This is a genomic window from Nocardiopsis sp. SBT366 (assembly GCF_001083815.1).
GTDB lineage: Bacteria > Actinomycetota > Actinomycetes > Streptosporangiales > Streptosporangiaceae > Nocardiopsis > Nocardiopsis prasina.
In genome coordinates this window covers 41,507-56,129 of sequence record NZ_LAVM01000039.1, presented here as the reverse complement: position 1 = coordinate 56,129, position 14,623 = coordinate 41,507, and the positions used below count along the sequence as shown (strand labels likewise).

The following is a 14,623-nucleotide window of genomic DNA, read 5'->3' as shown; positions in this document are numbered from 1 at the left end:
TTCGTTGAAGAGGGCTTGGGCCAGGCAGGCCAGGGAGCGGGCCTGGGCCGGGCTGGTGCCCAGGGCTTGGGTGATCCATCCGGCCAGGGTGCGTTGTCCGCCGACTTCGAGGAGGTTACCGGTGGCCTGGATTTGGGCCAGGCGCAACAGGATGGCGAGTGTGGCCTGGTCCATGTCCTGCCACAGGTGGCAGATATCGTCCAGCACCCCCGCTACCGCACCAGCCGGAGGTGCCTCAGTGAGAGCGTGGGTGACCTGTTCCCTCGCGTGGCGCATCGCGGTCACAGCGGGAGAGTGTCCCGCCATTACCGTGTGGTGCGCGAAGGAGAAGGTCATGCTTCCATTGTATGCGCGAATAGAAGAAAAAGGAATGGAAGGCAAGAGGGAATGCGACCTGGAATACCAGGTTCCTTTCCACCGAAAAGGGCTTGTGGATAACCCGCGAAAGCCGCTCGGGTGTGTTATGTAATTCGTCCCAGACGGTAACCAGCCGCGACACGGGCACCGATCCGCGCAGACCTGGGGGCGCTGCTTCCTTCGCTGCCGCTTTTCGCTGGCGACATTGACCAACCGCAACACGGGCACCGATCCGCACAGACCCGGAGGCGCTCCCTCCTTCGCAGCCGCCTTTCGTTTGCGACATTGACCAGCCGCGACACGAGAAACGATCCGCGCAGAACCAGGCGAGTGCGGCCCAGTGGGCTGCCCCCGCTCAATAAAGGAATGAAGGCTCTGTCCCTCTCTGCGAAGCAGCACTGACAGCGCCTCACCCGGAGACGCGGAGCAGACCCGCTCGGGTGTGGCGGAATCCGCAGGACTCGTAGAAGCCCTCAAGGTGGGGTTCGTAGTCGACGTGCAGCCAGTCGATGCCCAACTCTCGTAGGTCACCGATGAGCGCGGCGACAACTCGACCACCAACCCCGCGACGCTGGTGACCAGAGGAAACGGCCGTGTCCAGGAGGAAGGCGTGCGCTCCCCCATCCCACACCGCGTGGACGAAGCCCACGAGCTTTCCCTCGTCGAAGGCCCCGGCCCAAGAGCGGCTGTGACGTTCCAGCCGCTCAGACCAGGGAACCAGGAGAGGCTCGTGCCCGAAGGCATCGGCGTGGAGGCGGGAGAGTTCCCCGTCGTCGACGGGGCAGCGCACCTGGATCTGCATGGGGAGACGGTACTCGGGCTCGCTCCCCCTGCGGAATGTCAACAGTCGCCCCCGGAACCGGGTCCCGACTGGGGTGACCTAGCCTGGTTGCGGCCCGGGAGTCCCTCGGGACCCTCCCCGAACAGCGACGAGCCCGAGGAACCCCGTTGAGCATCACGACCCTGATCGCCCGAACCTTCCGTGTGGTGGCCGTCTTCGAGGCCTTCACCTGGGCCGGACTCCTCGTCGGCATGTACTTCAAGCACCTCGGCAACGGCAGCGAGCTGGGCGTTCAGATCTTCGGCCCGCTGCACGGCGGCGCCTTCATGGTCTACGTGCTGGTTGCCCTGGTCGCCGCCTACCGTCTGCGCTGGGGCGTGTGGCCGACCCTGGTCGCGTTGGCCGCTTCCATCCCTCCCCTGGGCACGCTGCCCGCCGACTGGTGGCTGCACCGGACCGGACGTCTGACCGATCCGGCCGAGCGCACGGACGGGACTCGGGGCACGAGCGCCGAGGAGCCCGCGAAGGTCGCCTGACCAGATCGCGGCGTGCCGGAAGACGCCAGGAAACACCAGCAACAAAGGTCACCCCTTACCCCAGCGTTCTCTTACTGAACAGAGGGGTAAGGGGTTTACCTTTTGTCCGATATCGGACAGCAGAATCTCGTAAGGGACCCTTTGCGTGCGGTGAGCCATCCATGTTCAGTTGTGAACTGGCAAGTAACCGGCTCCCATCAGAAGGGTCTCCCCCATGCCACAGCGACACGGACCGGACCGGCGCACGGTCCTTCGAGGCGCGGCCGTCGCCCCCGGCGCGGCCTGGGCTGGAGGCGCGTTCGGCGTCTCCCCCGCGTACGCCGACCCTGCCGCGGCAGCAAAACCGCCGATGTACTTCCGCGCCGACTGGGGCGCCCGCCCCCCGTCGACCCCCATCCAGGTCCTGGCGGCCCCGCCCAGCTTCGTGGTCGTGCACCACACGGCGACCGCCAACAGCGCCGACCACTCCGAGGGGCACGCGCTGGCGCTGTCCCGCTCCATCCAGAACTTCCACATGGACAGCAACGGCTGGGCAGACGCGGGCCAGCAGTTCACGATCAGCCGTGGCGGCCACATCATGGAGGGCCGCGACCGCGCCGTCCCGGCCGTCCGCGAGGGCCAGCACTGCGTGGGCTCTCACGTGGCCAACAACAACAGCACGTGCGTGGGCATCGAGAACGAGGGCACCTACATGGACGAGGGCCCCACCCAGGCCCTCACGGACTCCCTGGTGTCCACCCTGGCCTGGCTGTGCGGCGCCTACGGCCTCAACCCGCAGGAGGCGATCCTCGGCCACCGGGACTTCAACGCGACGGCCTGCCCCGGTGACGTGCTGTACGCGATGCTGCCCGACCTGCGCAACGCGGTCACCGGCGTGATGTTGGCCCAGGGCCTGGAGATCGGCACTCGCACGGTGCCCGCCCAGGACCAGCCCACCTACCCGCCCGTGCCCAGGGACGAGCCCCTGCGCGAGTTCGTCCACGGTCCCGGCCGAGGGGCCGACGACTTCACCCGCTGACCCATCCATGAGGACGTCTCCCCGTTCGACGTCACTCAGGATCCGGTCAGACAGTCAGTGGCGGCGCCTGACGGAGGTCGGGCGCCGCCCCCTTTCCCCGGCCACCGCTGACGCTCCGTTTGTCAGACCTCCCGGATACGATCACGGCGGCTTCGTTCGAGGCCATCAGGAAGACGACGGGCGGACGGACATGACCGATCAGGCGGTTCCGGAGGAGTTCGCGTCGAGCGCGGGCGCAGTGCGCTGGGGCACCGTCGGTTCGGGAGAGCCGGTGGTGCTGCTGCACGGAACGCCGTTCTCGTCGTACGTGTGGCGGGACGTGGCCGCCGCGTTGGCACCCCGCCACCGGGTGTACTTCTGGGACATGCCCGGGTACGGAACCTCCGAGATGCGGACGGGTCAGAACGTGTCCCTGGCGACCCAGGGACAGGTCTTCACCGAACTGCTGGCGCACTGGGGCCTGGAGGCCCCGAGTGTGGTCGCCCACGACTTCGGCGGCGCGGTGGCGCTCCGGGCCCACCTGCTGCACGGGGCCGCGTACTCGCGGCTGGCCCTGGTTTCCCCGGTGGCGATGGCTCCGTGGGGTTCTCCGTTCTTCCGACTGGTGGGCGAGCACACCGAGGTCTTCGAGCAGCTTCCCCCAGCGCTGCACCGGGCGCTGGTGACCGAGTACGTGAGTTCGGCCAGCGCCCCGGGGCTGCGGCGGCCGGTTCTGGACCAATTGGTGGATCCGTGGACCGGGGTGGATGGGCAGTCGGCGTTCTACCGCCAGATCAAGCAGGCCGACCAGACCCATACGGACGAGGTGCAGGGCCTGTACCCGCGGATCGAACCGCCGGTGCTGCTGGCCTGGGGCGAGCGGGACACCTGGATTCCGCCGGAGCGTTCCCAGGCACTCGCCGCTCTGATCCCGGGCGTTGAGACCCACCCCATTGCGGGCGCAGGTCACCTCGTCCAGTTGGACGCACCCGCACAGCTGACCGCCGCGCTGGTGGACTTCCTCCGGCGCTGATCACGGGGGCGGGACTCAGGGCTGGTCGGGGACCAGGAGGACCTTGCCGACCACGGTGCCCGACTCAGCCAGGGTCATGGCCGAAGCCACCTCGGACAGCGGGACGCGGGCAGCGACAGGAGGGTCGAGGACCCCCTCGGTGTGCAGGTCGAGGACCGCACCCAGGTCCCGGGCGAGCCTGCGCTGAAAGTCCACCCTCCTGCGGTGCCCGCTCCAGAGGTTGAAGAAGTGGGCGCCGCGCCCGTTGGGAAGCGTGTTCCACCGCAGGAGCCGCGCGAACAGCAGCAGCACGGGGAGCATCGCGCTGCCGTCCACGTCCCTGGTGGCGGCGGTGCCGTAGGAGACCAGGGTGCCTCCGCGCGCGAGGAGCCCGAAGGAGTCGACCAGCCCGGGGCCGCCGATGTGGTCGAAGACCGCGTTCACCCCGTCCGGAGCCAGTGCGCGGACCCGTCCGGGGAGATCGGGTTCACGGTAGTCGAGCGGGGTGGCTCCCAGTGAGCGGACGGCCTCGGCGTTGCGGGCCGAGGCGGTGCCGATGACGGTGGCCCCCGCGTGGCGGGCCAGTTGGACCAGGAGTGAGCCCACCCCACCGTTGGCGCCGTGGACCAGCACCGTGTCACCGGACCGGACACGGGCGAGCTGGTGGAGCATGCGGTAGGCCGTCACTCCGTTGACCACCAACGCCTCTGCCGTGCCGGGATCGGTCCCTTCGGGCACGGGAACGAGATCGGTGGCGGGCAGGACGACGTGGCTGGCCCAGGCGCCCACCTTGGTGAGGGCGGCGTAGCGGCGACCCTTCATGGTGGGGTCCGCCCCGGGGCCGACCTCCGTGACGCTGCCGACGAGGTCGTAGCCGGGCACGAACGGGAAGGGCGGCTGGTCGAAGTACTTCCCCCGGCGCATCTGCTGTTCGGCGAAGGAAACGCCGGTGGCCTCCATCCGCAGTGTGACCCGGCCGGGCCCGGGCGGGTCGAGCCTGCGGTGGCGGACCACCAGCCCTTCGGGGGCCACGCGGCCGGGGAGCAGGACCTCCGTGGCGTCCACGCCGCCGCCGGTGTTCGGACGACGGGGTTCGTTCTGGGTCATCATGAGCTCCTAATTTTGTGAGCACTCACTCACACATACATCCACACTGAACCTCGAAACCCCAGAAACACCCACCTTTGAGTGGCTCAGTCTTGGGATTCCGAGAAGCGGACCATCGTATGTATGTGAGTACACACTCACACGTGCTTTTTGTCAATCCCTGACCCACACCCTGATGTTGGACACGTGTCCGGGCGTGCGGCAGGGTGACCCGGGACGGTACCCACCGGTACCGGCAGCCACGAGTTCAGGGAGTGTCTCCATGTCCCAACAGGTCCAGGGTGTGATCTCGCGTGCGAAGGGCGCACCCGTGGAACTCACCACGATCGTCGTCCCCGACCCCGGCCCCGGAGAGGCTGTGGTCCGGGTCCAGGCCTGCGGTGTCTGCCACACGGACCTGCACTACCGGGAGGGCGGGATCAACGACGAGTACCCCTTCCTGCTCGGTCACGAGGCGGCGGGCGTGGTCGAGTCCGTGGGAGCCAACGTCACCCACGTCGTACCCGGCGACTACGTGGTCCTCAACTGGCGGGCGGTGTGCGGAGAGTGCCGCGCCTGTCGGCGGGGGCGCCCGCAGTATTGTTTCGACACCCACAACGCCGACCAGAAGATGACCCTGGAGGACGGGACCGAACTCTCCCCCGCCCTGGGCATCGGTGCGTTCGCCGAGAAGACGCTGGTCGCCGCCGGTCAGTGCACCAAGGTCGACCCGTCCGCCTCACCCGCCGCAGCGGGGCTGCTCGGCTGCGGGATCATGGCCGGGATCGGCGCCGCCATCAACACCGGCGGGGTGGGCCGCGGTGATTCAGTCGCGGTGATCGGCTGCGGAGGCGTGGGCAGCGCGGCCGTGGCCGGGGCCCGACTGGCCGGAGCCGGCCGGATCATCGCCGTGGACCTGGAGGAGCGCAAGCTGGAGTGGGCGCGCGGGTTCGGCGCCACCCACACCGTGAACGCCCGGGAGACCGACCCGGTCGAGGCGATCCGCGCTCTCACCGAAGGTTTCGGCGCGGACGTGGTGATCGACGCGGTGGGTCTGCCCCAAACCTACGAGCAGGCCTTCTACGCTCGCGATCTGGCGGGCACCGTGGTGCTGGTGGGTGTGCCCACGCCGGAGATGCGTTTGGAACTGCCGCTGTTGGACGTGTTCGGCCGGGGCGGGGCCCTGAAGTCGAGTTGGTACGGGGACTGCCTGCCCTCCCGGGACTTCCCGATGCTCATCGACCTCTACACACAGGGCAGGCTGGACCTGGACGGTTTCGTCACCGAGGAGATCGGGCTCGGTGACGTCGAGGACGCTTTCGCCCGCATGGAGCGCGGCGAAGTACTGCGATCGGTGGTGCGACTGTGAGTGACGCGCGAGTGGAACACCTGACCACGTCCGGGGTCTTCACCCTGGACGGCGGTTCCTGGGAGGTGGACAACAACGTCTGGCTGGTGGGTGACGACGAGGAGGTCGTGGTCGTGGACGCCCCGCACGACGCCGGGGCGATCCTGACGGCGGTGGGCGGGCGCCGGGTGGTGGCGGTGGTGTGCACGCACGGCCACAACGACCACGTGAACGCCGCCCCGGAGGTGGCCGACGCGGCCGGGGCGCCGATCCTGCTGCACCCCGAGGACCGGGTGCTGTGGGACATGACCCACCCGGACCGTGCCCCGGACGCAGAGCTGGCCGACGGGCAGGTCATCGAGGTCGGGGGTACCGAACTCACCGTGCTGCACACCCCGGGTCACGCCCCCGGGGCGGTGTGCCTGTACGCCCCGGAACTCGACGTGCTGTTCAGTGGCGACACCCTCTTCCAGGGCGGCCCGGGGGCGACCGGACGGTCCTTCTCGGACTTCCCGACCATCGTGGACTCCATCCGCACCCGCCTGCTGTCGCTCCCCCAGGAGACGACGGTCCACACCGGGCACGGCGAGTCCACGACCATCGGCGCGGAGGCCCCACACCTCCAGGCGTGGCTGGACCGGGGGCACTGAGACCGGCCGGTCAGGAGGCGGTGGCCCGCTCCGTGCACGCCTGCTCCGACGGAGCGATCTCGTCCACGCTGAGCACGGCGATGACGACGAAGCAGTAGTCCCGGGCGGCGTCGAGTCCGCTGACCCGCGCCTGCCCGGAGCCCGGCTCGGCGTCGGCGAGGTTGCCCGGAGTCTCCCCTGCGGGGCCGCCGATCACCTGGTGCGCGGCGGCGGGGTCGGTGTTGTCCGTCCACGTCACCGTCACGGTGTGCCCGGTGTCCTCCAGGACGACGTCACTGGGGGCGGAGTCCTCGACCAGTCCGGCGGGAGGCGCCGGGTGGTCGGAGGACTCCGCGTTCCCGGTCTCCCCTCCGGACTGTGGCTGCTGCTCCTCAGGGGTCGCGGCGGCCTCCGGTCGGAGCTGCTGGATGAGATCGCCGCCTGCGCCAGGGCGCAGGACCGCCACCGCGCCGAGGGTGATGGCGACGAAGGCGATGGCCACGACGGTGGTCCGGGATTCCCGCGCCGGGGTCAGTCGAGGTCGATCACCCCCACGATCTCCCCGTCCTCCACACGGCCGGTCCTTCGGAAGCCCAGGCCGAGGTAGAAGCCCTCGGGGCTGCTCTCCCCCGGCACCCAGGTGACGCTGACCCGGGAGAAGCCACGGCTCCGGGCCTCGGCGAGCGCGCCCTCCACCGCGTGGCGGCCGTACCCCCGGCCCTGGTGCTTCTCCGCGATGTTGAGCCGCCAGATCTCGGCACGGAAGTCGGGGTCATCGTCATCGGGGGCGAACCTCGCCATGATGAAGCCGACCGCCTCGTCGCCGTCCATGAGCAGGCGGGGCCATGCGGTGTCGCGGTTCGTGTAGGCCTGCGCCAGGGAGTACAGCACCGGGGCGACGTACTGGTCCTGGTCCTCGCGGACCCGGATCCGGTGGGCGGCCTGGAAGTTGTCGTCGGTGATCTCCACCAGTCGCGGGGTGGTGGCGGGGGAAACGGGGGAGTCGGTCATGGGATGGCACCCTACGGACCGCGAAGCGGGACCGCCACGGCTTTTCGGGCCGGAGAGGCGCACGGTTCGGAAACCGGGTCCGGTAGGCGGGGGCCTTCCTGGGTAGGTGTGTCCTCCGAGAGTCCCCGCCCCCCAGGAGGCAGCAATGCGCACCAGCGCCACCCTCTCCGTTCTCGTCCTCGTCTGGCTCGCCATCGGCGTGGCGGCAGCGGCCCAACGCGGTGACTTCAGCGCTTCGGAGGCGTCCTGTTCCTCCGTGGGCAGTGTCGTGGTCACGATCTTCGTCGGTCCGCTGAACTACGTCGGCGTCAACCCGACCGTCGAGTGCCCGGACCTGCCCGAACCCTCCGAGTGATCCCTGCCCCACCCGAGGGGGTCGCGGACCGGCGGGCGGCGGTGTGCCGTCGGGACGGCGGCGGATCTTCGGCCGCGCCGTCTAGCGGGCTCGGGCCCCCTCGATCCGCTCCCCGTGGTTCGCCTCCTCCTCGGTGTCCGTGGACAACACCACCCGGACCAGGAGGTTCTTCATCAACGGCTGGTCGCTCTGGGTGCTGTAGTCGGCGGAGCCGACGAGGACGTTCATCTCGGGCATGTACCCGGCGGCGCTGCCGCGCGGTACGTCGTAGGCGAGTGCACGGTAGCGGCGCAGGCGTCGGCGCGAGCCGTCCCGGGACGTCGACTCGATGTCCACCGGGTCGCCCTCGGCGATGCCCCGGTCCCGCATGTCCCTGGCGTTCATGAACACGAGGGTGCGCAGGTTGCGCACACCCCGGTAGCGGTCGTCGTTCGAGTAGACGGTGGTGTTCCACTGGTCGTGGGAGCGCATGGTCTGGAGGACCAGCACGTCGTCCTCGGCGGGCACCACGTCGGGCAGCTCGGCCAGGGAGAACTCCGCGCGCCCGGACGGGGTGAGGAAGACCAGTTCGCGGGCGGGCTGCACCAGCCGGAAGCCCAGGGGCAGGCGCACCCGGCGGTTGAAGTCCTCGAACCCGGTCAGGGCCTGGGCCATGGTGTCGCGGATGCGGTCGTAGTCCTCCACGTAGTGTTCCCAGGGCGTTGCGCTGTCCGGCAGCGTGGCCCGGGCGATGCCCGCGATGATCGCCGGTTCGGAGAGCAGGTGCGGTGAGGCGGGGCGCTTCATACCCACGGACAGGTGCACCATGCTCATGGAGTCCTCGACCGAGGAGGACTGCAGCCCGGCACGCTGGTGGTCCTTCTCGGTGCGGCCGAGACAGGGCAGGATGAGCGCGGCCCTGCCGTGTTCCAGGTGGCTGTGGTTGAGCTTGGTGCTGACGTGCACCGTGAGGTCGCACTTGCGCAACCCGGCCGCCGTGTACGGGGTGTCGGGGGCGGCCTTGGCGAAGTTCCCTCCCATACCCACGAACACCTTCACGGCGCCCTCGTTCATGGCTCGGACGGTGCCGACGGTGTCCAGTCCGGGTTCGCGCGGCGGGTCGATCCCGCAGGCCTCGGCGACGCCGTCCAGGAACTCCGGGGTGGGCCGGTGGTCGATCCCGCAGGTGCGGTTGCCCTGCACGTTGCTGTGCCCGCGCACCGGGGAGGGTCCCGCGCCCTCCCTGCCGAGGTTGCCGCGCAGGAGCAGCACGTTGACGATCTCGCGGACGGTGTCCACGCCGTGCTCGTGCTGGGTGATGCCCAGGCACCAGCTGATGAGGGTGCGGTCGGAGAGCGAGTAGATCTGGGCCGCGTCGATGATCCGCTCGCGGTCCAGGCCGGACTGTCGCTCCAGCTGCTCCCAGGAGGTGGCGGCGCACAACGCCCGGTACTCCTCGAACCCGGTGGTGTGGCGCTCGACGAACTCGGGGTCCAGGGCCCTGGGGTCGCGTTCGGCCTTCTCCAGGAGCACCTTGGCGATGCCGCGCATCAGCGCCATGTCGCCGCCCGGGCGGATCTGGAGGTTGAGGTTGCTGGTGCGGGTGGGGCGCATCAGCCCCATCTCCACGAAGTCGTGCGGGACGATGGTCCTGGTGGCGGCGGCCTCCACCAGCGGGTTGACGTGCACGATCCGTGTGCCTCGCTGGTGCGCCTCAGCCAGTGCGGTGAGCATGCGCGGGGCGTTGGAGGCGGCGTTGACCCCCATGACGAAGATGGCCTCGGCGGCCTCCCAGTCCTTGAGATCAGCGGTCCCCTTCCCCGTGCCGATGGAGGCCTTCAGCGCACGGCCCGACGCCTCGTGGCACATGTTGGAGCAGTCGGGGAGGTTGTTGGTACCGTACTCGCGGGCCATGAGCTGGTAGAGGAAGCTGGCCTCGTTGCCGAGCCGGCCGGAGGTGTAGAAGGCCGCCTCGTGGGGGGATTCCAGTGCACGCAGGTGGGCGCCGACCAGGTCGAACGCGTCCTGCCAGCTGATCGGCTCGTACCGGTCGGTGTCGGGGTCGTAGACCATGGGTTCGGTCAGTCGTCCCTGGTCCTCCAGCTCGAACGCGCTCCAGTGGCGCAGTTCGGTGACGGTGTGTCGGGCGAAGAAGTCACGGTCCACCCGTTTACGGGTCATCTCCCAGGTGACGTGCTTGATCCCGTTCTCGCAGATGTCGAGCTTGAGACCCTTGAGGTCGTCGGGCCACGCGCAGCCGGGGCAGTCGAAGCCACCGTTCTCGTGGTTCATCCGGAAGATCGCGCGGGTGCCGTCGACCCACTCGCCCTCTCCCGCGATGAGGCCCAGCACCGACCTCGCCGCGCCCCACCCTGCCGCGGGGTGGTGGTAGTCGCGCTGTGACCACTTCTCGTCCGACACTTCGCCGTCCCCCCACCCGGTCCACACCGTTCCACGGTGATGAGACCGGATCCGGGTCAGTCAGAGGGCGGCGCCGTTCCGGACTTTGCCAAAGGCTTTCCTTGCGCCACCACCGGTTCGGGATCGGCCGTGGGAGGGACGGCGCTCCGGGTTGGTGCGCGCGTGAGCGGTTCCGCGCCGCAGGCTCGTCGTCTTCGCGTGGGCCTATTTCGAAGCCGCAATCGTGGGCGTCGGAGCCCGGAACGGCTTTACCGAGCAGGGGTGAACGCTGGCTCGGGTGTTGGCTCAGGCCCACTCGCGGCCCGGCACCGTGTTCGGGGAGGGCGCCGACAGTGGCGGGTGAGTGGGGCACTCCGGGCGACACGCCCATCCGGTGACGCGGCGCGCGCCTCCCGCCGCGTGCCGCGCTCGGACGCCAGACTCGTGGTCACCCCGTGTCACTGACCACTCGCCAGGTGTTCCGGAGTGCTGGTCGACGCGGTTCGTGGCGCGTGACGACGGTGTCCGCGCCGATCGGAGAACGGAGCACATGTGCAAGCCCAGTGGCCGGGCGTCGGGGCCCTCGTGAACAAGTGGAACGCCACCCGCAGGGCCCGTGTCGAGCGGGAGCGGGAGCGAGCACGGGAGCGGGCCGAGGCCGAGCGGTCGGGCCCTGGAACGCCGGACCCGGACGACGGCGCGCGCGCCGGTGATCTGCTGCGCGTGGCCGCCGACGCCGCCTGGCGCATCCTGGTCGTCGGCGTGGTGGCGGGGCTGCTGGTCTACGCCCTCACCCTGCTGTCGGTGGTCACGCTCCCCCTCATCATCGCGGTGTTCCTCACCGCGCTGCTGATGCCCCTGGCGAACTGGCTGCGCCGCCCCAACCTGATCAGGCGCCGGGGTTTCGGCCGGGGGTCGTCGACGACGATCACCATGCTGGTCGCGTTGGCGATCTACAGCGGGGTGGTCACTCTCATCGTGACCCCGGCGATCGCGAGCTTCGACGACCTCGTGGCCAGCGTCAACAGCGCGGTCTCCCAGCTCCAGACGATGGCCCTGCCCTTCGGCCTGGACCCGGCACTGCTCACCGAGGCGATCGACAGCGCCTGGGAGCAGGTGCAGTCCCTGATCACCGAGAACAGCAACCAGGTCCTGAGCGGCGCGTGGACGGCGACCACCGCCGTGTCCCGGGTCGTGCTCGGGATCGTGCTGATCATCGTCCTGACCATCTACTTCGTGCACTCGGGCGACAAGCTCATGGACTGGATCGCCAGTCTGCTGCCGGTCGGTTCCCGTCCGGTCCTGCGCCACTCGGCGGGGGTCTCCTACGAGGTGATGGGCAACTACGTGCGCGGGGTGGCGCTGGTGGGGGTGATCGACGCGATCGGCATCGGTATCGCGCTGATCCTGCTGATCGACACGAGTCTGGCCATCCCGCTCATCGTGCTCACCTTCGTGGGCGCGTTCCTGCCGATCATCGGTGCCTTCCTGAGCGGGTTGCTGGCCGTCCTGGTGGCCCTGGTGACCGAGAACTGGGTGGTGGCGCTGATCGTGCTCGGTGCGGTGCTGCTGGTACAGCAGTTGGAGAGCAACGTGTTCGCGCCGCGCATCTACGGCCGCGCCCTGGAGCTGCCGTCCGCCGTGGTCCTGGTCGTAGTGACGGTCGGCGGCATCCTCGGCGGGGTGGCGGGTCTGTTCCTCGCCACCCCGATCGCGGCGGTCCTCGCGGCGCTGCTGCGCAACCGGGCGTCCTCCTCCGAGCCCTCCAAGGAGCGTGCGGAATCCGGGCGGGCGGACGGCGAGCGCGCCGGGGAGGCCGGGGCCACGGCCTGAGCCACGGCGCCGTGGGGGCCGCACGGCTGCGGGCTCGGGCACGCCCCCGCCGGACTCACCCCCGGGCGCCCGTGAGGACCGGCCGTACCGCCTCGGGCCCGCTGTGGACCCGGGTGATCGCGTCGGCGACGCGGTCGACGAGGCGGGTGGGCACGCCGGCGAGGTTGATCCGCCCTGAGGGGAGACCGTGGATCGCGTGTTCGTCGCGCAGCCGTCCCATCTGGTCCTCACTGAGGGGCAGACGCAGGAACATGCCGCGCTGTTCCCGCAGCGGCTCGAACTCCGTGGAGGCGGTCCGTCGCACCAGGGCGTCGGTGAGCCCCTCGCGCAGGTGCCCCAGGCGCAGGCGCATGGAGTCGAGCTCCCCCGACCAGCGGGTGCGCAGTTCCGGGCGGGTGAGGATCTCGTGGACGATCCGCGCCCCGTGGTCGGGTGGCTGCGAGTACCCGGCGCGGGCGGTGGTCTCCAGGACGCTGTAGGCGAGGGCACGGCGGGCTGGGTCGTCGGAGACCACGATCGCGCAGCCGGTGCGTTCGTTGTACAGGCCCCAGGCCTTGGACGCGCTGACCGCGACCACCGCTTCGGGCAGGACACCGAGCATCCGGCGCATGCCCTCCAGGTCGGAGTCGAGGCCGTCGCCCAGGCCGAAGTAGGCGTGGTCGACGAAGGGCACCACCCCGCGCGCGGCCATCGCGTGGGCGAGCTCCTCCCAGCGTTGGGTGGGCATCGCGGCGCCCGTGGGGTTGTGGCAGCACCCCTGGATCAACAGCGCGTCGCCGGGTGCAGCCGTGGCGACGGCCGCGAGGGCGGCGTCCGGGTCCGGTCGGCCGTCGGGGAGCAGCATCGGGTACTCGCGCACGCGCAGACCGGCGGCGGTGAGGATGGTGCGGTGGTTGAGGTAGGCGGGGGTGCCCAGGTGCACGGTCCGGTCGGGCCCGGTGGCGGCCAGGAGTTCGGCCAGGAGCCGCAGCGCCCCGGTGCCCGCCACCGACTGCACCGCCAGCGTGCGGGCGCGGACGTCCCCGGAGGGAAACAGCATGCGGGTGAGCGCGTCGGTGAAGTCGCGGTTGCCGGCGGGGCCCAGGTACTCCTTGGAGTGTGAGCGTGCGGCGAGTCTCCGTTCGGCCTCGGCCACCGCGCCGAAGACCGGGGAGGACCCGGTGTCGTCGCGGTAGACGCCGACGAGGAGGTCGAGTCGCTCGGGGCGTGGGTCGGCGTCGCAGGCGGCGGTGAGCCGCCAGAGGGGGTCGGTGCGCGGCGGGCTCGTGGACGGCATCAGCATGAGGTCTCCAGTTCGGGACGGCGGTCCACTGCCTCGAGCGTGGAGGGTGGACTCGGGTGGGCGAGGGGCGGCGTGGAGGGAGGAGGCGTCCCGGTGGGGCGCCCCGCGCCGAGCAGGTTGAAGGCGATCACACCGGTCAGGACCAGCAGCAGGGTGACGGTGGTCGTGAGGGTGACGGGCTCGCCGAACAGCGGGACGGCCGCGAGCAGGGTGACGACCGGGCTGAGCGCACCGAGGGTGGCGGCGGCCGGGCCACCGAGGCCGCGGATGGCGGTCGCGTAACACAGGGCGGCGAGCACGCCGACGCCGATGCCCTGGACGGCGACGTAGAGCAGGACGTCACGGGATGCGGCGCCCGCGAGCAGCGCTGAGGGCGCCAGGCCCAACAGGACCGGTATCCCTGCCAGGAGGGCCGAGGGCGCGCAGAGGACGATCGCGGCGCTGACCGGATCGAGGGTGGTCTCCCGCAGCGCCAGGGTGTACACCGACCACACGAGCCCCGCGCAGAGCAGGATCGCGACCCCCGTGGCCTGGTCCGGGGTGACGGCTGCCGCCACGGGCACCGCCGCGCCCAGGACGATCAGCACGAGGGCGCCCAGTCGGGCGGGGCGGGCCCGGGTGCGCCAGAGCGCGAACGCGAGCGCGGTGACGAACAGCGGAACGGTCCCGGGGATCACGATCCCCACGAGGGCCGCGCTGGTTAGGGAGCCGCCCCAGGCTGCCAGGAGGAAGTAGGGGAGTCCGGCGCCGACGCACAGCGCCAACAGGACTCCGGGGCGTTCGTGTCGCACGCGCCGCACGGCCCGGGGGATCCACGGGGCCAGCACCACCAGCGGGGTCAGGAACCGGAGGAGGGCCGCGTCCGTGGCGGTGAGGTCGGAGGCGCCGATCCCCCGGATGCTCAGGGCGAACCCGGCCCACAGCACCACGGTCGCGGCCATCGCGGCCAGGGAGGCGGTGAGCGAGGGTGTCGCGCCGGTAGGTCTGCTCATGGCTGTGAAGGTACGGGGATCTCCG

The 14,623-nt window shown here is 70.4% G+C and carries 14 protein-coding genes and 1 pseudogene; 7 read left to right on the top strand and 8 right to left on the bottom strand.

Annotated elements, in window-relative coordinates; translation table 11 throughout:
* Together ADX84_RS13935 and ADX84_RS13930 are read right to left on the bottom strand one after the other, a co-directional pair.
* Positions 1-207 (bottom strand): annotated as a pseudogene (locus ADX84_RS13935) (HNH endonuclease); the annotation flags it as partial.
* Positions 208-766: 559 nt separating this feature from the next.
* Positions 767-1,159, bottom strand: coding sequence for a GNAT family N-acetyltransferase (locus tag ADX84_RS13930; protein ID WP_049573446.1), 393 nt, complete (start codon positions 1,157-1,159; stop codon positions 767-769).
* 146 nt (positions 1,160-1,305) lie between these two features.
* Between ADX84_RS13930 and ADX84_RS13925 the strand changes: the two genes are divergently transcribed.
* The 3 genes from ADX84_RS13925 (at position 1,306) to ADX84_RS13915 (ending at position 3,704) form a co-directional block, all read left to right on the top strand.
* Entirely contained in the window at positions 1,306-1,674 is a 369-nt protein-coding gene (locus ADX84_RS13925) for a DUF3817 domain-containing protein (protein WP_049573444.1), read from the top strand.
* A gap of 214 nt (positions 1,675-1,888) precedes the next feature.
* Positions 1,889-2,692 (top strand): peptidoglycan recognition family protein, encoded by an 804-nt coding sequence (locus tag ADX84_RS13920; RefSeq protein ID WP_049573441.1) that lies wholly within the window; start codon positions 1,889-1,891, stop codon positions 2,690-2,692.
* Between the two features lie 190 nt (positions 2,693-2,882).
* Complete coding sequence (locus tag ADX84_RS13915; protein ID WP_049573438.1) at positions 2,883-3,704, top strand: alpha/beta fold hydrolase; 822 nt, start codon at positions 2,883-2,885, stop codon at positions 3,702-3,704.
* A gap of 15 nt (positions 3,705-3,719) precedes the next feature.
* Here the strand turns inward: ADX84_RS13915 and ADX84_RS13910 are convergent, their stop codons facing one another.
* The gene (locus tag ADX84_RS13910; RefSeq protein WP_049573465.1) at positions 3,720-4,790 is read right to left on the bottom strand and encodes a medium chain dehydrogenase/reductase family protein; all 1,071 of its coding nucleotides are present in this window, start codon (positions 4,788-4,790) and stop codon (positions 3,720-3,722) included.
* A 262-nt stretch (positions 4,791-5,052) separates the two neighbouring features.
* Between ADX84_RS13910 and ADX84_RS13905 the strand changes: the two genes are divergently transcribed.
* Both ADX84_RS13905 and ADX84_RS13900 read left to right on the top strand, forming a co-directional pair.
* Positions 5,053-6,138 (top strand): S-(hydroxymethyl)mycothiol dehydrogenase, encoded by a 1,086-nt coding sequence (locus tag ADX84_RS13905; RefSeq protein ID WP_049573436.1) that lies wholly within the window; start codon positions 5,053-5,055, stop codon positions 6,136-6,138.
* Positions 6,135-6,767, top strand: coding sequence for an MBL fold metallo-hydrolase (locus tag ADX84_RS13900; RefSeq protein WP_049573433.1), 633 nt, complete (start codon positions 6,135-6,137; stop codon positions 6,765-6,767). The genes ADX84_RS13905 and ADX84_RS13900 overlap by 4 nt, the downstream gene beginning before the upstream one ends.
* Positions 6,768-6,777: 10 nt before the next feature.
* On the opposite strand, the gene ADX84_RS13895 is transcribed toward ADX84_RS13900, so the two are convergent.
* Complete coding sequence (locus tag ADX84_RS13895; RefSeq protein ID WP_049573430.1) at positions 6,778-7,248, bottom strand: fibronectin type III domain-containing protein; 471 nt, start codon at positions 7,246-7,248, stop codon at positions 6,778-6,780.
* A gap of 29 nt (positions 7,249-7,277) precedes the next feature.
* A complete protein-coding gene (locus tag ADX84_RS13890; RefSeq protein WP_049573426.1) occupies positions 7,278-7,757 on the bottom strand; it encodes a GNAT family N-acetyltransferase in 480 nt (159 codons plus the stop codon).
* Between the two features lie 145 nt (positions 7,758-7,902).
* Here ADX84_RS13890 and ADX84_RS13885 point away from each other — a divergent pair, with 145 nt between their 5' ends.
* Complete coding sequence (locus tag ADX84_RS13885; protein WP_049573424.1) at positions 7,903-8,112, top strand: hypothetical protein; 210 nt, start codon at positions 7,903-7,905, stop codon at positions 8,110-8,112.
* 81 nt (positions 8,113-8,193) lie between these two features.
* Here ADX84_RS13885 and ADX84_RS13880 read toward each other — a convergent pair whose 3' ends face one another.
* A complete protein-coding gene (locus tag ADX84_RS13880; protein ID WP_234003961.1) occupies positions 8,194-10,512 on the bottom strand; it encodes an FdhF/YdeP family oxidoreductase in 2,319 nt (772 codons plus the stop codon).
* Between the two features lie 564 nt (positions 10,513-11,076).
* Here ADX84_RS13880 and ADX84_RS13875 point away from each other — a divergent pair.
* On the top strand, positions 11,077-12,324 hold the full coding sequence (locus ADX84_RS13875; protein ID WP_369801080.1) for an AI-2E family transporter: 1,248 nt from the start codon (positions 11,077-11,079) through the stop codon (positions 12,322-12,324).
* 55 nt (positions 12,325-12,379) lie between these two features.
* Here the strand turns inward: ADX84_RS13875 and ADX84_RS13870 are convergent, their stop codons facing one another.
* On the bottom strand, positions 12,380-13,606 hold the full coding sequence (locus ADX84_RS13870; RefSeq protein WP_049573418.1) for an aromatic amino acid transaminase: 1,227 nt from the start codon (positions 13,604-13,606) through the stop codon (positions 12,380-12,382).
* The gene (locus tag ADX84_RS13865) at positions 13,600-14,598 is read right to left on the bottom strand and encodes a DMT family transporter (protein ID WP_049573415.1); all 999 of its coding nucleotides are present in this window, start codon (positions 14,596-14,598) and stop codon (positions 13,600-13,602) included. The genes ADX84_RS13870 and ADX84_RS13865 overlap by 7 nt, the downstream gene beginning before the upstream one ends.
* Positions 14,599-14,623: the final 25 nt, after the last annotated feature.